Genomic DNA, 17,909 nt, shown 5'->3' with positions numbered 1-17,909 from the left:
GCCTTCAAATAAGGTAAACTAGAAGTAATTAATTCTGTTGTGGAGGTGTTCGTTCAAATGACCATATCCAAAAAATCGATTATATGGAGTAGTGTCGTGGTGGCCATCTTTCTGGCATGCCTAGTGTATCCTGGAGAGATTTTCGGGGCAATTGGGAAATTGATATCAGTGCTTAATCCACTGATCTTAGGTGGTGTGATGGCTTATGCAGTGAACTTACTGTCACGTCAATTAGAAAAGTGGTTGTGGCCGCATGCTAAACAAAAGTGGGCACAGGGTTCAAGACGACCGCTTGCCATCTTATTTGCCTTACTGATTATTGTGCTGGTGATTGCCGGTGTCATGCGGTTAGTGATTCCACAATTCGTTGACGCCATCAACAGTTTCTTTAAAGCTATGCCGAGCACCATCAATGATGTCACTCATTGGTTGAATCAGATTGACCAAAATCATACGATCAGTAAACGGATTGCGGCTGCTACTGCTAATTTTAATTGGCAATCGGTCGAAGCCAAGGTTACTAAGTATTTAACTGCCGGTGCAACGGGCATTTTCAGTTCCACAGTATCAATCTTCAGCAACATTTTTTCTGGTTTGATTAATTTTGTTTTATCCTTCGTTTTTTCGATCTATTTAATTAGTGGGAAAGAAAAAATTGGTGGCTGGTTAAACCGATTAATGGATGACTTTCTGCCAGCTAAGGTCGTTGCTAAAACCCATTATGTTGTAAATGTGACGGATAAAATGTTTTCCAGTTTCATTGCTGGTCAAGTCTTGGAAGGCTTCATTCTAGGGACGTTATGTACTTTAGGTATGATGCTATTCCGCTTCCCAGATGCCCTTTCAATCGGTGCATTAGTTGGTATCAGTGCTTTGATCCCAATGATCGGTGCCTGGATCGGTGGGGTTGTTGGTTTCGTTCTCATTGCAGTTACATCACCAATTAAAGCTGTCTTGTTTGTCGTATTCATTATCGTTTTGCAACAAGTTGAGGGTAATCTGATTTATCCTCGGGTTGTTGGCGGCACGATTGGGCTGCCCGGTATTTTAGTTTTAGCAGCCATTACTATTGGTAGTGGGCTGTCTGGCATTGTTGGGATGATGTTGGCGGTGCCGGTTACGGCAACACTATATCGATTGATGCGTAATGCGACGTTTAAAAAAGAGGGTATTTTGAAGGACAGTGAGTGACAAAACTCGGTAGATTCCAGATGACATAAGTCGGAGCTTTTGGTTGATTGCTGTTATGTTGCCTAATCGCGCTCCACAACTCAGATGCCTGCCGTGTAAGCAAATCAAAAAGGCGTAGCCCCAAGACCAGGGCTACACCTTTTCAATTCACTTACACTCTGGCATCTACCCGAGTTGTTCCGCGCACTGCTTTAATCGCGCTCCACAACTCAGATGCCTGCCGTGTAAGCAAATTAAAAAGGCGTAGCCCCAAGTTCAGGGCTACACCTTTTTAATTCACTTACACTCGGGCATCAAGGCGAGTTGTTTCACGCACTGCTTTAATCGCGCTCCACAACTCAGATGCCTGCCATGTAACATAAAAAATGCCAATTCAACAAAGTTCGCCGGAACTGGCATTCTTTATGTTACATTCTGGCATCTACCCGAGTTGTTCCGCGCACTGCTTTTAATCAAAGTGTCTCCAATCCTTATCCAATAGGTACCTGGCAACAAACAGGCCCAGTGGCAGAAAGATAATGATCAATGCTGCCCGTGTTAGCCACAGACCACCGTTTGCAATTTCATTCAGGCCAATATAGAAGATGCCACGGTAAATGTAAAGGCCCGGAATCATAATGACGATTGAAGGGACGGTTAAGGAAATTCTTGGATAGCCATTTGTCCGGTTGATGATCGAAGCTAATAGTCCAGCAACTAATGCGCCACAAAAGGCTGCGGCTGGTGCTGGCATCGTATGGAAGTCCACCAGTTCAAGTCGTAAGGTATTTGCCACGGCGCCAATTAAGCCAGACGTGATGGCCATTTTTTGCGAGGAATTAAACATCATGGAGAAGCCGTACACCCCGAAGAAACTTGCTGGCAACCGCAACAACAGTAACATCAGGGGAGTCAAACCCAGTGAAATGAAATTTTCTGGTTGGAAATTAATAAATAGAGCGATTAACCAGCCCACCAGTGTTGCGACACTCGTAATCATAATTGCGTAACTTAGGCGTTCTAGCCCAGATCGCATATCCAGTTTTGATAAATCCAAGAAACTGGTGATGAACGGAAAGCCAGGAATCACGAATAACATGGCACCGATATAACCAGCCTCATGATTACCAGCAATTGGAATCATAAATTGTAGGCCTTTAAAGGTAAGAAAGTAGGTCAATTCTGCAAGGGCGACACTGACAGCAATACTAGAAATGGTCGTCATTTTTCGTTTACCCATCTCACCACGAACCCAGTTCCCAACGCCAGCACCAATGAAGGTACAAAACATTTCAATCCAGCCACCGCCAAGCAAAAAAATAAATGACGCACAGGCAATGGCGGCTGCCAATCCCTTTATGATTGGTGAATAGTTACCAGGTGTTTGCTGGATTTCGTCCAGTGTGTGGTGCAACTGGAGCACGGTCAGCTGTGCATACTTAGCCTCAAATTGTTTCACAAAGGTTTCTAACACAAAAAGGCGATCAGTATTCACGCCAGTATTTGGTAACGCCAAAATTTGCGAGTAACTATGGTTGGCATCAAAGCAGGTGTAACTGATGGATGTCAAACCGATATCGGCGGAGCAGGTCAAGTCCAATACGCGAGCAATGGTATTCATCGCGTCACGGACCCGCCAAGCCCCAGTACCGCAGGAGAGCATCATAATCCCAATTCTACCAACGATAGAAGCCCTTGCTTTAACCCGGGCCTCCTTGATTGGCAGACTTTGGTTGGGGGCGAATTCCTTCCATGGAATTGCCATATGATGCTGTTCTGATGGAACAAAATTCTCTGATTGGTCTCCCTCTTCTGTCACTTCTTTTAACCTCCCAATCAATATGTATGCTTCATTATAGACTTGAATCATTAATTTTCACAAGCCCATCGTGTTATGGTAGGCTAGTGATGAATTAAGTCTGAAAGGGGCAATGACATGACGACAAAGGAAAAAATCATGGTAGCAACTAAGCAACTGGTCGTCTCACAGCCATTTGATAAAATTACCGTGACGACGATCATGGCGGTTACGGGTATGCGGCGGCAATCATTCTATGATCATTTTCGTGACAAATATGACGTGCTAGCTGACATTTACTCAACCGAGGTTAAAGCAGCAGTGAAGTATTGCGGAAATTACCAGTTTTGGCCGCAGACGTTGTTAGCTATGCTGACCTATTTTGATCGCAATCGGCTCTTTTATCAGCATGTTCTAAAATTAGATGTACAAAATGCACCAGAAGAGGTTATTATCGCCCACTTAAAAACGATGGTTGGTGAAATATTCGTTAGTCTCGGTGAAGCCGAAAGAATTAGCATCGATACGTGTTATTGCGAATTTCTTCAAAAGACGCTGGGTGGGACACTCTTTCTTTCATTAAAAGATTGGCTTTACCAGCAAGGCGATGTTGATTTGCAGCAGGAATATCAATATCTAAAGGCGTATTTAGAAGATGGTATCAATGGTTTTCTGATGCGGACAAAGCGGATTAATCATTACCAGAAACGCCCAGAGATCGCTTAGTGTTACCGATTATTGTTAACGAATACTAATTGTCCGTTTGTTGATCGTGTGGCATCGAAATGCCAGTCGGGATGGTCGAAGCGGGTGACTCCTGCCACATCATGAATATCATGTTCAGCTAAGTAACGTACCATTTCGCCACGGGCCATCTTGGCTAACGTCGCTTTGATTTTTAATTTGCCGTCAACTTCTGATCCAAAGATAACGTCGATGAGTTGGTCGTCGGGTTGTAAATATGGCGTGATTGTTTTGGCATACTCCTTTGAGGCCAGATTAAGAACTGGTCCTTGATCGAAGCGAAGGGACTGATACAAGCGGTTTTCCCAGAAATCATATAAGTTTCGTGTGTCGTCAACTTTTATCTCGGACTGCATTTCGAGTCGATAGGGGACTACCCCATCAAACGGGCGTAAAATACCATAAAAACCGGAGAGAATTCTCAGGTTCTGCTGAACGTACGCTAGTGCAGGAGCAGTGAAGAGGTCAGGTGCCATATATTGGTACTGAATCCCGCTATAACAAAGGATGGCTGGTGTGAGTTGATTATCTAGATTCATTTTTTGCAGCCAGTCAAAGTTTGGGCGAGCCAGTTTATCGCTGCAATGCCACATGTTCTTAGCCTGATCGTAGTCGAGGGTGCGCATTTTCTTCAAAATTTGACGAGTTTCTTCTATATAAATAGGCATATCTTGGACGTCAAAGTCATTCGTATTGACAATCATTTTCTTAGTTGGTGCAATAATGATTTGCATAGTGGCCTCCAGTAATTGATGGGAAAATTGCTTTGTGTCAAGCTTAATGGAGTTTTACGTGAGATGCAATGCCAATGAAAAGTTCACCTTTTTATTGGGAAAAATAAAAAAAATTGGGAAAATGTCTTGCACAATCTAATTACACGGTGTATGTTAGTAGATGTGATAAATATTTGGAACGATTAATTAAATAAAAATGCTCAGCACTAGGAATTTTCTAGTGACACGACCCGGACAGGAGAGAGACCTGGCCGGGTTTCTGTGCCTTCAGAGACTTTTTTAGTTGATCTGTTTCAGATGACTATCTTTTGGTTTGAGAGTATCAAACCCCTGAAGAGTTAATTCCCCCCAATTAACTCATCCTGATGAATAATCAGAGACCCCCGCGTAATCTTAACGGATTACGAGTGTGCACTATGGATCATACATAGCTGTTCACATTCAGGCAGATGCTTATCAGTAACCTACCGTTTGAGATTCGTCGATGTCTCCGTCGAGTTGAGAACAAAGGTCAATTGTGATAAAGCAATGAAAAGATAAGGATATTTCATTTCTAATTAAAAAAACGTCTAATATTAACTATTAGGCGTTTTTTTGTGCGAAAATTTGATTTCTTTTAAAAATAATATTTGTGATTGAAACTGTTTACATTTTCAGAATAAATGTGGAACCAATTGTTCTGTAAATGCTTTTACCACGGGATTTAAACCGAAGTAGGCCGGGTTATAACGTTTTCAAAAATACGCTTTCAGGATTTGCTCTGTAATATAACTGTAATGGTAATCTCAACAGACTGGTGTTATAGTCATTCAGTTGCGTTAGTTATTGGGGGTCAATAATTAACAAACGGGGACAATGATTCATATTTTCATAAGCATAATGGTTTAGTGATTTTTTTAATGACAAACACGACTCTCTCTCGTGTGTTATATTTGGAGAATTTCTTAGAAAAAGCTGATAGTCGAGACACTCTAGAATTTAAGGAGACTTATCAGTATATATGAATAATCGTTTAATGGGTAGTTTGTTAACATTTGTTGCCGTCGCTGCAGGTTTGAGTTTTGCTGTTCCTAGTCATGCCAGTGCTAAAATTGTTACTGACGTTGATAAGACAGCAGTCGTTAAAACGGCAACTTCGTTTGGGACAGCTAAGTCTGATGATGGTGCTGCAACTGGTTCCGCAAGTTTGACGCCAGCTGCTAAGCGTTGGCAAGCCACAACCATTAGTTATAAAATCGCTAGTGGATCAAGTTATTACAAGTCGGTTTGGAGTTCTGCTGTAAAGACATGGAACCGAACCGGAGTTGTTCGTTTAGTGAAGACTTCTGGTAAGGCTGATATCACACTGTCTACTAGCAACTCACCAATGGGCAAGAATGATTCAACGGTTGGCATTACGTATTCATCGTATTATAACAACAAGACGTTGAATAGCTTGGCAGTAATGGCTAATGCTAAATCTTACGTTTATAAGAACGTTGCTAATCGGTATCACTATTCAAAGAAAGAACGTACCAACGTTGCCGAACATGAACTTGGTCACGCCTTAGGGCTGGAACACAATGTTGGCAAGGGTAGCGTCATGTATTATGCAACCCGTGATCAGTCTGTTTCTAAGCCAGATGTTAATGGGTTAGCACACTCTTATCGGTAAACTGAATTAAATCAATTAGAAATGAAATATCCATTCCGGGGGGAATGGATATTTTTTTGGTTAAAAATCTATTCACAACATGTTATAACAACATTTTCAACGTTTTTGTTGAAAGATATTTCAAAATACAAAATGGCACATAAATGATAAAGTGTCTATAAAATGAGTAAAATTTTGAGATTTATCAAAAGTAAGCCGTTTTTTTTGAAAAAATATGTGTAAACTAAATTGTTTACATTCGCAAATCTAAATGATAGTCGACCTTGGCTGATTCCCGTTAAACCGGGTATTATACACGGCAATAGTTCGTTATAACATTTTCACAAACTCTTCACCGATGATTTTATGTAACATTTTTGTAATGGTTTTATAAATAAACTGGTGTTATAGTCCCTTTGTTGATTGGTTATTGGGGGGTCAATAATTAATAAGCGGGGACAACGATACTTTCATTTTTATTCGTTTGGTTAGTCAGTGTATTTATGACAAACGTTTTTATTGTGTATTATTTTTGGAGGATTATTTAGAAAAAGCTGATAGTCTAAATTTTATTTTAAAGGAGACTTATCAGTTATTATGAATAATCATTTTGTGGGTCGTCTATTGGCAGTTTTTGTTGTTACTGCGGGTTTGAGCGTTATTGCGCCGAGTCACGTTGCTGCTAAAATTGTTACTGATGTAGATGCTGCAGAGGCGGTAAATACTTCAGTGGCGTTTGGAACTGCCAAGGCGGATGCCGGGGTTGCTACTGGTTCAGCTAGTCTGACGCCAGCAGCTAAACGCTGGCAATCAACTAAGATCACGTACAAGATTGATAGTGGATCAAGTTACTATAGATCTGTTTGGCACTCAGCCGTTAAGAAGTGGAATCACAGTGGCGTTGTTCACTTAGTTGCCACTACCGGGAAAGCCGACATTTCACTATCAACCAGCAATTCGCCGATGGGTAATTGTGGTTCAACAGTTGGGATTACATATTCGTCTTACTACAATAATAAGACGTTGAATCATCTACCCGTGTTGGTCAGTGCCAAATCGTATGTTTTCAAGAACGTTGCCAGTCACTATCATTATTCCAAGACAGAGCGAGCTAACGTTGCTCAGCACGAACTTGGCCATGCATTAGGTCTGGAACACAACGTTGGTAGACACAGCGTCATGTATTATGCAACACGCGATCAGTCTGTTTCCAAGCCAGATGTTAATGGCTTAGAGCATAGTTATCGTTAAGCTCAACAATTTAATTAGAAATGAAATATCCATTCCGGGGGGAATGGATATTTTTTGATTTCTATTAATAGTCTAATCAATGTCTTGCGCAGTCAACCAAGCAAAAAGATTATTGAGACCATCGATAATGTCAGTCAGTCATTCCTGTGCAGTGAAGGAATTAGCCTGCCAAGCTGAAACTGTCAATTTAAGTTGTGAATCTAAGATACTGTAATAAATACCATACCCAGTTGGATGTGAGGGTGCGGAGACGAAACTTTCTGTTAGATTGGAAGGCACGTTAATTGTAGTAAAAAAGTCCGTGAATATCTCGTTAAAGAAGTCTGAACTAAATAAGTTTGCCGCGTCTGGGAATGCTTTTTCACCGCCGTTTCGCAGCATCATTTCCTGTAAGCCCAAGAGGTGCCCCTTAATGCCCAAACCCTTTGATACAAACTGGACACGCTTGGTATGTGCGGTAATGGCTTGATTAAACGCCTGTTTGAGAGCAGCATCTCGCTGACCGGTAGCAAATGCTTCAATAAACTGTTTTTTTTCGAGGTCAATCGTTGAGAGGGTTTCCGTCCGACCCTGATAGAATCCGCGCATTGGCACCAGTTCAGAGATGTTTTGCCAGCCACCAGTCGCCTGGAATTCAGCCAATGCGAAACCAATCTGGAGGAAGGCATCCGGATCAATGCCGATTTTTTGGAGACGATTCGCACCAAACGTTGAGTTAGTGGTGGAGGCAAAGGTTAGGTGCTTTGCCACTGCACCGTTATTACGGTCGGCCTCACTGAGTGCTTCTTTGGTGTAATGGTCTAATTCCCACGTCAAACGTTCAAAGTGTGGCTTGCCTTTGCTATCCCATTGGTCTTCAGGCTGATTCAGGCGAGACACCACCGAATCGGCTAACTTTAAAGCGGGCAGCTCATCAATTTGACTGTGTTCAAAGACGAAGCCTAGGCTGGGTTCTGAACTGACGATCACTTGGGTGGTTTTATCAAAGAAACGGTTCTGTGGGCCTAGGAGAGTGGCTTGGGCAGTTAGTGGAACCTCAGCATCTTCTAGGGTAAGAACTAGCAAGCTATTACTGATACGGGTTAAATTATCCCAGTTGTGTTGATTACTAGCTAAATGGCTTCTCAGTTTGGCTGCAGTGTTACGCGGTAAACCAGAATATGCGCCAACAAAGAAGGTGTCGGTGACCGTCTCTTGCATGATTTGAGTCAGTGATTCGGCTAGAGAATGCAGTGTAGACACACGGCCGGCGTGGTCAATCAGCCGCACCTGGTAGGCAGTATTATGGTAGATGATTGTTGCGGCAACATTGGTTAAAGTGGGCCGGGTCCTCTGTGAATAATCCCGGCTGATATTAGCCTGCCGTTGAGTTCGGAAGAAGTTGCCATACTGATCCATATCTTGAGGCTGGTTGTCTGAATTGGTGTCCACGGGAATTTTTTCCGAAACGTATGCAAGGTATTGGTCAGCAAAATTCTGTAATAATTTGGCTGCCATGGTGACTTGATCCAAGCTAGGTAATCGGTCGTGGGAAACAGTAAACGCAAAGTTAGACCCATTTTGCAATGGTTCCCGGTTGATGAGTGCGTGATGGCGTAAAAGTGGTGACAGCCAGTTAGCATTTGTTTCAGCCCAACGCTGCTTTAAAAGTGCTTGTAATTCGGGTGCGTCGTTTTCTTTAAAACTCGTAATTTGAGCCGCCAATTTCTTTTGCTGTGAAGCGCCTAGTAACGGGATCCCCCGATTTTGAAGACGAGTGAGGGTATCGTCTAGCTCCGGCAGTGGTAATTTAGGTAATTGTGTGAGTAAATCAGTTGAATATTTTCCAGTCATTTTCAATTCCTCTTTTCTATATAACAACAATACGTAAACAATCAGTATGTAGTTTTAAATTAATCATATTTTCTGTGCGCCACATTATGTCATATTATGAAAAATTCGTCATGGATTTAACCTCACTAAATCGTCGTCTAACAGTCTGAGTGTTATGCTAATTGATGAGGAGTGATACGAAATGAAATTAACCACTGCGGAAAACTACCTGCTGTTAACCGAGCGGATTGCCAAGAAACCGATGTTGCGAAGCCGTTTTACGAGCCAAGCTTACTTTGTGCTGGCCGTATACTTGGATTTGTTTGCGGCTCATGTGCTTAAAATTGCGTCTGGACACGTTACTTTTGACAAGACAGTGCGATTACCTGATTATCTGTCAATCTTTGTCAGTCAGCTAACTGAGGCGTTGTCCGAGGATGATCAGTTAAAAAATGCACTGAAGCCGGTTACCAGCTGGGATATTGCCAATCAGATTTATGACGGTATTGGTGCGGAGTTACTTGAGGATCGCCAAGTTGAACGGGTTGTTTTTCAGAACAATCTTAAGCCCCACATCATTTATGTGCCAACGGCTAGTGCACGGTCTGCTGCTGGTTCATGGCTAGCCAATACGTTGACTACTCAAACGCCGGCATTGAACCTCTGTGTAATTTTAAACCAGATGTCAGCATTAAAGTGGGTAGTACCAGATGAAAATAATCGAGAATCGTTACTTTCGGTAGTCCGACAACAAAGCGCCTTTAACGAAATTCAGCTGATTACCGAAACGGCAGCGGACGTGATTACTGAAAAGCGATTCTGGTTAGATTCTTGGCTAAGCTAAGTTTAGAGAGAACGCAGTCGCTTTATATAAAAAAATGAAGCCAAAAATGACAATTTTTTATAAAATCGGTGAATGATTCGTAATATTAAAGGCTGATATAGTCCAACTGTAGTACAGCATTTCAGAAATGCCTCCGCAGAAGATTTTTTATAAGTCCCAGGTCAAAACGCTTGACTTTGACAACTATTATCCCTATATTTAACCCTAAGCTAGATATCATCTATGTGAATATCAGGCAGGGGGTTTGTCTGATCAAATCAGTCTAGTGATGTTAGGAGGAGATAGTGTAGAGGCATTAAACTAATCAAGGTTACACGATATTATTTTGTCGGTTCGGATGATTTTTATTGAGTGGGTATTGGAGGAAGCAATCTTGAAAAAAACAGGTGCATCCCAACACGTAATGGTTGAGCGGTCAAGTAGTCTCATTCGCTTTCGCCCTTATAATATAGGTGAAGACTGGGTGAAGCATCGTTAACTTGTTCATCGCGTAACAATTATGGCACCTGATCGCTTTGTAGCGGCATGAGCATCATGGACAATTGAATTGATTGAGGCAGTTGCCTATGGGGTGGCTGCTTTTTACATTGAAAATGTTATTATTAGTGGCTTTGTACCAGATTAATAAAGTGCTCGAGACCACTGAGGGCGGACTTCGGTTAGTTATTATGATTCCTTAGATAACTTTTTGGTAAAAAAGAAACAAGTTAAAAGCTTGTTATTGCCACAAATATGTGATACATTATATACATACTTAAGAACAAGAAAAAGTTAATTTAAATGCTCAGTTCTGACTTTTAGTTAGGACACGACCCGTTCTCGGAGGCTTTCTAAGCTGGCCGAATGAATGGGTCTTTTTTGTTCTTAACACTGATTTATTAATTTCGGGGGATTCATGAGTTAATAAATCTGGCGAGTATATGAAAAAGCCTACTTAGATTGTTGCAGATGCTGTTCTACATTTAATGGATCGGTGAATTTGTCGCCAGCCATTAGATAAATCATAGCGATTAGCCGTGATAAGGTTTGGAGACCTTACAAACAGTATCATTCCCAAAGTGGTTGGAGGCCACGGGAAGTAATTACGGTGTGTGTCTGGGGAGATCCACAGCGGTTTAATGGTTCCGATTCTTGTAATGTATTTCAAGTATGGTCGTTGGGCTGTACACTCTCATTAAGTGCATTAGTGATAGGATCCTAGTTACTTTCAAGTTTCACAGTTTCAAAACAAAAGATTCGCTTTAACGGTCTGGAGAGACGTCAAAGCGAATCTTTTTTTGCGCAAAAAAAGAATCACCCGGGGGAGGGTGATCCTTATAGGAGTAGGCATTTTCGTGATGGGGTTCACGGAAATATAAATTTTACTTTGGAGGAGTAAAATGAAAAAGCTCACTTAATATCTTTAAGATATTAGGCTATGGTCTTAATATAGTCTTTAAATGTGAAGAAAGTGTGAAGATGACATAACAAATTTTACTTTATTGCGAAAATGTTAAACTCTGCTAGGTTTATGCACGCTTGAACGTTGAATTTATTTGGCTTAAAATTGGTGAACTTTTGGTAAAACCACCCTCCTATAAATGCTGCTATATAGGCATTTAGGAGATTTTGTAAAACGGTATCTGCATTGCAGCTTGCCACGTTAAATGGTTGTCTACGATGATCTGGAAACTAAAATATTACATTTATATTACAAAAAATATTTTACATATTTCGGTGACTTTGATTGAAATTTAGAGAAACAGTGATATAGTGTAATAGTAATATAATACACTAGAGAGGTGATACAAGATGGAATTTGACGACAAGGTGCCTATTTATTATCAAATTAAAACGGCTATCTATGATCGAATTATTGCAGGCCAGCTGGCTCCAGGGGATAAACTGCCGGCAGTTCGGCAGCTGGCAGTGTCGCTAACGGTTAACGTAAACACCGTGCAACGCGCTTTACGTGAAATGATTGCTGAAGGCGTCATTGTCTCGCAACGCGGACGTGGTAATTTTGTGACTGACGATCCGCAGATTATTGAGCAGTTAAGGGAACGACTGATTACTCAGTATTTAAAGCAACTCTACGATCAGCTTCATCGCTTACGAATTAGTGATGAACAGATGATCGATGAGCTAACGGCATATATTGAAAGGCAGGGGGATTCAAATGACAACAACGCTTAGTATTGAAAATTTGAACTATCGCAGGAACTTGAAAAAGATTTTAACGGACGTTTCTTTAACCCTATCTGGGGATAAAATCGTTGGCTTACTGGGAGAAAACGGTGCAGGTAAGACTACGCTGATGCGATTGATTGCTGGCGTTGCAAAGAACGCTAAGGGGCTGGTTGCCGTTAACAATGAAACCGCCCTGGCAACCCGCAAGAGTATGATTAGTTACAGCGATCCGTTGGGCGGTATGGCAACAAACTTAAAGATCACGGATGTAAAAAGCTTCTATCAACGTGTCTATCCGGATTTTGATGAGCAAAAGTATGATCAAATGAGTTCGTTTTTAAAACTGGATGAATCGCAACGATTATCAGCCTTATCAAAAGGGACCCGAGAAAAATTAGTTATCAGCTTGACGTTAGCACGCCAGACGAATGTTTACCTACTTGATGAGCCATTTAGCGGCATCGACAGTATGAGCCGAAAGAAGATCATTAACAGTATTATTCAGTGGAAACCGGCCGACTCATTAATGATCATTAGTGACCATTACGTTTCAGAAATTGCACCGATTCTAGATGAAATCGTGGTGATAAAGGATAACACTGTGGCGGTACACAAGGCTGCCGATGCTATTCGTGAGGAGAATGGTCAGAGTATTGAAGACTACTATGAAAGCTTGTACGGGGAGGCTGATTCGAATGACTAAGTTTACATCGCTGGTTCCTGCATTTCTACGGGACCGATTTAAATCATTGAACCGAATTATTTTATTGATGCTCATTGCAATCATTGCAACTGAAATCTACACGGTTGTTTTAAATAGGGAGTACCGCGCAGCTGATCTGCAGTCTTTCACCAGTCTTTGGAGTTCACTGGCATTTTTGGTTGCCTTTATTAGGCTATCAAAGTTTAACGAAGACGTTTATCAAAATGATGCTATCCGCTTGATACCAGCTAGCGATACTAAAATTTATTTAAGTAACCTCTGCACCACCGTGATTGGACTCCTATACTTTATGGCTGTCCAGCTAGTTCTGAAGCTGGTTGTTAGCTTGATAACTGGTAATCCTTTTATGGGTGTAACGGGATTTGGCACAAGTTCCAATCGAATTGCTGCTACCATCGTCGTCGCATTTGGGATTGTACTGGCTACAATCATAATGGCTTGGGCGACGATTTCCTTGATTCATTTGATTATGCTCAGCATCGACGCGTTCTTGCCAATTGGCCGTCAAAAAATTATTCGGGGCATCTTATATATCGTCATCAGTTTTGCCATTATTCGTTTGGGAGCGGTCTTTTTCCAAATCTATGGTACATTGATGAACGGCCTCTCACTAGGATGGGGAGCAATACTTGCGCTTTTCGGTGTCCTTGTTTTAGTGGCTGCACTTGAAATTGTTGCCAACATTCTATTGATGCATAAGTTCGTTGAAACTGCTCAATAGTTTTTAAAGTGCAGAATGATAGGTAAAGAAAAGGGATCGATTATCAGTCAATCGTTGGCGGGTAATCGATTTTTTGGTGTGACTCATTAATATTAATAAGCGTGATTATTATTTAAATTCGAATTGTATATCAAAGCCGATATAAATTATGAGATAGGCACACCAGATACTAGGATTAATTTTTCCGTATTCCAATATCCCTTTCATGATGATTTAGTATTCTGTTAGAATGAATTTTTAAAAATTGGGAGAATGGATTTATGACGAGTAAAAGTCACGTTACACGAGGAATTATGTTAGCTCTGCTTGCATCGATGATGTGGGGGATTTCCGGGACTGTGTTGCAGTATATTTCACAAAATCAGCATATTCCGGCTGCTTGGTTTTTATCGGCGCGGACTTTTGGTGCCGGTGTGGTACTGATGATTATTGGGGCGTTCACGTCTCGAGGTCATCTTTTTGAAGCCTTCAAATCGTGGCGATTAGTCGGTTCACTTTTTGCCTATGCAGTTTTTGGCCTTAGTGCCAATTTACTGACGTTTTACATGTCGGTGCAGACAGGTAACGCAGCGTCAGCAACAATTTTGCAGTATCTCAGCCCATTGTTTATCGTAGTTGGTAGTTTAATTTTTAAACATGAAGTGCCTTATCGCAGTGATCTGATCGCCTTTGTGGTCTCAATGCTAGGCGTATTCTTAGCGATTACTAAGGGCAATGTGTCGCAGTTAGCAATTCCGCTAGACGCCTTATTCTGGGGGATTGGCTCCGGCATTACGGCCGCCTTTTACGTGACGTTACCGCGGCCGATTGTTAAGGCTGGTGGGTCACCGATTCTCATATTAGGATGGGGAACGTTAATTTCAGGGCTATTATTCAATTTGCATCAGCCAGTCTGGGTCCATACCCCGCTGATAACGACTGACTTAGTGTTATCCATGCTGACGGTGATCGTTCTGGGAACCATTTTACCGTTTTGCCTATTGTTGATCAGTAGTAACTATGCACCCTCTGACGTCATCAGTATTGTTGATGCTGCTCAGCCGGTGGTCACCTTTATTTTGAGTGTGGTTTTTCTAGGTCTGCAAATCAGCTGGGTTGAAGTGCTTGGATCAGCTCTAGTGGTGATTGCCATCTATCTATTGCAAAGAGGGCGAGCTCGCAGTATGCAGTCCAGTTCGCTAAACAGCAACCATGATGTCGAGTTGGATTAACACGTCAACACGATATGAGCGTTGCACAGAAATTATGACTTGCACTTTTCTCATTATATTGTTAAAATACTCTCATTAACACAGAAGGGAGTGCCATATCATGCTAATTAATCGTTTAAGTTCAACTTCACAGCGATTTTTCTTCTTCTTTAACCAGCCTGGCTATCAACCAGTAAGTTAGAGAAGTTGCTATTGGCATGGCACTTGCACTACTGGTCAGACAGCTAGGCGAAACGCTTGGGCTGTCTGGCTGGTTAAAACACCAGCGGACATCGTGGTCCCTGGTGTTTTTTGTTGGTCTGACCAGGTAGTGTTCACTGATGAGTTGCAATAATGAGGAGGAATGAACTATGGAGAACACAGTGGTCTCACGGGTATTCGGCCGGTTGACTAAAAAAGAATCACTAGACCGTTACTTAGATAAAGATAGTCTGTTAGAGAAATCCATGGATGCGAAAGATTTGTTACTATTAGGAGTTGGAACGGTGATTGGAACCGGGATTTTCATTCTGCCCGGAACGGTAGCAGCGTTATATAGTGGCCCCGGTATTGTGATGTCGTTCGTATTGGCGGCATTGGTGTGTGCAACAGCAGCCATGTGCTACGCGGAGTTTTCGTCAGCATTGCCCGTTGCAGGTAGCGCCTATTCATACGGCAACATTGTGTTTGGCGAATTTATTGGTTGGGTGATCGGCTGGGCGCTGATTTTGGAGTACATGTTATCAGTCGCGGCGGTTTCCACCGGTTGGTCAGCGTACCTAGTTTCATTTTTAAAGGGTGTTGGGATTAACATCCCTAAGGCGATTACGGGGAGCTTTGATCCGGCTCACGGGACGTATTTTAACCTCTTTGCGATTTTGATCGTGCTGGGAATCAGTCTGCTGCTAACGCAGGGAGTTAAAACCTCTACGCGAATCAATAACATTATTGTTGTAGCTAAAATTGCTATTATTATTCTATTCGTGATCGTTGGTATGTTCTACGTTAAACCTAGCAACTGGTCACCATTTGCGCCGTATGGTTCACATGGCATTATGCGTGGGGCCTCATTGGTCTTCTATGCTTATCTTGGTTTCGACTGTGTTTCAGCTTCTGCAGCCGAAGTTAAAAATCCTAAGAAAAATATGCCGATTGGGATTATCGGTACATTGGTTATTTGCACCGTGTTATACATGGCGGTGGCTGGCGTTTTAACGGGAATGGTTTCCTATACTAAATTAAACGTTGCCGCACCTGTGTCATACGCACTTCAGATTGTTAATCAAAACTGGGTTGCCGGCATCATTTCAATCGGCGCTTTGGCTGGGATGTTTACCATGATGCTCTCAATGATCTATAGTTCCTCACGTTTGATCTATTCCATTGGTCGGGATGGGTTATTACCAAAGGGCTTGGGTAAAATCGAAATGAAGCACCAAGTTCCTAGTCATAGTCTGCTAGCAGTAACGGTGGTTATCGCAATCATGGGCGGTCTCGTTTCGCTGGATCGTTTGACCCAACTAGTTAACATCGGGACATTGATTGCCTTCACCATGATGTCACTGGGTGTTCTACCATTGCGGAAACGTCATGATTTGGAGAATACCGGCTTTAAAGTACCGCTGTACCCGTGGTTACCAATTATTTCTGCGGGACTGTGCATCTGGATGCTGTTGCAACTCCCATTAGAGACTTGGGTGGTCTCAGCCATCTGGTTTGGCATTGGTGTTGTGATTTATGTGACTTATGGTATGAGCCATAGTTTATTGAATAAAAAAGCTTAATCAGTGAAAATGGTCTGCTCAACAAGTTTTAAACTTGCTGAGCAGACCATTTTTATTGTGCCGTAGTTGTTTGAGAACTGGAGCTGTTATTATCATAAATCGTGTAAACTGGATTATTGCCAGATTTCCAGTCAAAATTATTCTGCGTATTTTGGGTATTCTCTTTGGTATTGAAGTTATTCAAAGTTTTCTGATTCAGTCCAAGCGACGTTCGCAATAAGTCAGAGGTGGACTGCAACGTTTTAGTGGTCGGTACCTGAAACGACTGGGAATCAATGTATGCGCCAACGCCTTTTAGACTAGATTTTTTAACGTCTTTGACGGAATCTTTATCATTTTCAGCTAAGCTGATCATGTCATTAAAGGCCATATTGGTTTTCATATTACTGGACATGAGCTTCAGTAACTTTTCGTACATGGTGACATTACCTGATCTAGTTACTTTCTTGACGATTTGTTGAATGACCTGTTGTTGGCGTTTCTGACGGCCATAGTCACCGTTAGGATCTTCATAACGCATTCGTGCGAAGGCTAGAGCCTGTTTGCCGTTTAAATGCGCCTTACCTTTTTTAAATGACATGTGGATATGCGAGTCGCTCCAAGAAAATGGCACGTTAACATTTACGCCACCAATGGCATTAACCACTTTTTCTAGGCCGCCCATATTGATCAAGACGTAATAGTTGATAGGGATGTTTAACAGATTTTCAACCGTTCGCATTGAAGTTGAAGCACCGCCAATGGTATAGGCAGCGTTAATCTTTTCTGTATCGTTAGTTCCGGCAATTTTGACCAAAGTATCACGAGGAATGCTGACCATTGTCGCCTTCTTAGTTTTGGGGTTGATGGTCACGACCATGATGGTATCGGTGCGACCCTTGTCCGTTCGACCGAGAGCGCCGGTATCAGTACCCATCAGTAAGATGCTAACTGGTTTTGAGTTTGAAACTTTCGCAGTACTGGCGCCGTGAGCCGCAGAAAAGGTTTTGTCGATGCTTGATTTAGCTTGATAGGCAGCGTAGGCAGCACTTCCGCCAAGTGCGACGACCAGAATAAAAAGGGTCCATAGGATGAAGGTCCGCTTTTTAGATCGATGCTTGTGTGCTGAGTGCTTCGGATTTTGAGATTGCATGACTGGCTCCTTAGTTAAGCAAGATTAGTAAATTGATTATATGATTTACAAAACACGATTACAAACGAATTAATTAAGAATAAAGGATAAATGGTCTATTTTGAAGTGAAAGTCAGTAACGTTAATAAAATTTAAAATAATTGGTGATGGGAGTACTTATTAGCTAAACAATTGTTGCAAACAAGTGTAAATAATATTAACCA

At 41.9% G+C, this 17,909-nt stretch carries 14 protein-coding genes; 10 read left to right on the top strand and 4 right to left on the bottom strand.

Annotated elements, in window-relative coordinates; all coding sequences use genetic code 11:
• Positions 1–57 precede the first annotated feature (57 nt).
• The gene (locus HC026_RS02975) at positions 58–1,191 is read left to right on the top strand and encodes an AI-2E family transporter (protein WP_168924506.1); all 1,134 of its coding nucleotides are present in this window, start codon (positions 58–60) and stop codon (positions 1,189–1,191) included.
• Between the two features lie 448 nt (positions 1,192–1,639).
• Here HC026_RS02975 and HC026_RS02970 read toward each other — a convergent pair whose 3' ends face one another.
• Positions 1,640–2,935 carry a threonine/serine exporter family protein gene (locus HC026_RS02970; protein WP_232843600.1) on the bottom strand — a complete coding sequence of 432 codons (1,296 nt, stop codon included), beginning with the start codon at positions 2,933–2,935 and terminating at the stop codon, positions 1,640–1,642.
• 171 nt (positions 2,936–3,106) lie between these two features.
• On the opposite strand from HC026_RS02970, the gene HC026_RS02965 reads away from it, so the two are divergent.
• The gene (locus HC026_RS02965) at positions 3,107–3,694 is read left to right on the top strand and encodes a TetR/AcrR family transcriptional regulator C-terminal domain-containing protein (protein ID WP_168924504.1); all 588 of its coding nucleotides are present in this window, start codon (positions 3,107–3,109) and stop codon (positions 3,692–3,694) included.
• A gap of 2 nt (positions 3,695–3,696) precedes the next feature.
• Here HC026_RS02965 and yaaA read toward each other — a convergent pair whose 3' ends face one another.
• Positions 3,697–4,446, bottom strand: a complete 750-nt coding sequence (gene yaaA, locus HC026_RS02960) for a peroxide stress protein YaaA (protein ID WP_168924503.1) — start codon at positions 4,444–4,446, stop codon at positions 3,697–3,699.
• A 1,000-nt stretch (positions 4,447–5,446) separates the two neighbouring features.
• Between yaaA and HC026_RS02955 the strand changes: the two genes are divergently transcribed.
• Positions 5,447–6,100, top strand: coding sequence for a matrixin family metalloprotease (locus HC026_RS02955; protein WP_168924502.1), 654 nt, complete (start codon positions 5,447–5,449; stop codon positions 6,098–6,100).
• Positions 6,101–6,676: 576 nt separating this feature from the next.
• Entirely contained in the window at positions 6,677–7,330 is a 654-nt protein-coding gene (locus tag HC026_RS02950) for a matrixin family metalloprotease (RefSeq protein ID WP_168924501.1), read from the top strand.
• A 138-nt stretch (positions 7,331–7,468) separates the two neighbouring features.
• Here the strand turns inward: HC026_RS02950 and HC026_RS02945 are convergent, their stop codons facing one another.
• Positions 7,469–9,163, bottom strand: a complete 1,695-nt coding sequence (locus tag HC026_RS02945; RefSeq protein WP_168924500.1) for a choline/carnitine O-acyltransferase — start codon at positions 9,161–9,163, stop codon at positions 7,469–7,471.
• A 181-nt stretch (positions 9,164–9,344) separates the two neighbouring features.
• Between HC026_RS02945 and HC026_RS02940 the strand changes: the two genes are divergently transcribed.
• The 6 genes from HC026_RS02940 (at position 9,345) to HC026_RS02915 (ending at position 16,574) form a co-directional block, all read left to right on the top strand.
• The gene (locus HC026_RS02940) at positions 9,345–9,986 is read left to right on the top strand and encodes a hypothetical protein (RefSeq protein WP_168924499.1); all 642 of its coding nucleotides are present in this window, start codon (positions 9,345–9,347) and stop codon (positions 9,984–9,986) included.
• Between the two features lie 1,791 nt (positions 9,987–11,777).
• Positions 11,778–12,161, top strand: coding sequence for a GntR family transcriptional regulator (locus tag HC026_RS02935; RefSeq protein WP_168924498.1), 384 nt, complete (start codon positions 11,778–11,780; stop codon positions 12,159–12,161).
• Positions 12,145–12,858 carry an ATP-binding cassette domain-containing protein gene (locus tag HC026_RS02930; protein WP_168924497.1) on the top strand — a complete coding sequence of 238 codons (714 nt, stop codon included), beginning with the start codon at positions 12,145–12,147 and terminating at the stop codon, positions 12,856–12,858. The genes HC026_RS02935 and HC026_RS02930 overlap by 17 nt, the downstream gene beginning before the upstream one ends.
• Entirely contained in the window at positions 12,851–13,600 is a 750-nt protein-coding gene (locus HC026_RS02925; protein WP_168924496.1) for a hypothetical protein, read from the top strand. Before HC026_RS02930 ends, HC026_RS02925 begins: the two co-directional genes overlap by 8 nt.
• 260 nt (positions 13,601–13,860) lie before the next feature.
• Positions 13,861–14,811 carry a DMT family transporter gene (locus HC026_RS02920; protein ID WP_168924495.1) on the top strand — a complete coding sequence of 317 codons (951 nt, stop codon included), beginning with the start codon at positions 13,861–13,863 and terminating at the stop codon, positions 14,809–14,811.
• Between the two features lie 350 nt (positions 14,812–15,161).
• Positions 15,162–16,574 (top strand): APC family permease, encoded by a 1,413-nt coding sequence (locus HC026_RS02915; protein ID WP_168924494.1) that lies wholly within the window; start codon positions 15,162–15,164, stop codon positions 16,572–16,574.
• A 52-nt stretch (positions 16,575–16,626) separates the two neighbouring features.
• Here HC026_RS02915 and HC026_RS02910 read toward each other — a convergent pair whose 3' ends face one another.
• Positions 16,627–17,706 carry an LCP family protein gene (locus tag HC026_RS02910; RefSeq protein WP_168924493.1) on the bottom strand — a complete coding sequence of 360 codons (1,080 nt, stop codon included), beginning with the start codon at positions 17,704–17,706 and terminating at the stop codon, positions 16,627–16,629.
• Positions 17,707–17,909 lie beyond the last annotated feature (203 nt).

Origin of the sequence: Secundilactobacillus angelensis, assembly GCF_012641075.1 — a bacterium.
GTDB classification, from domain to species: domain Bacteria; phylum Bacillota; class Bacilli; order Lactobacillales; family Lactobacillaceae; genus Secundilactobacillus; species Secundilactobacillus angelensis.
This window is presented reverse-complemented; position numbering and strand designations above follow the sequence as displayed.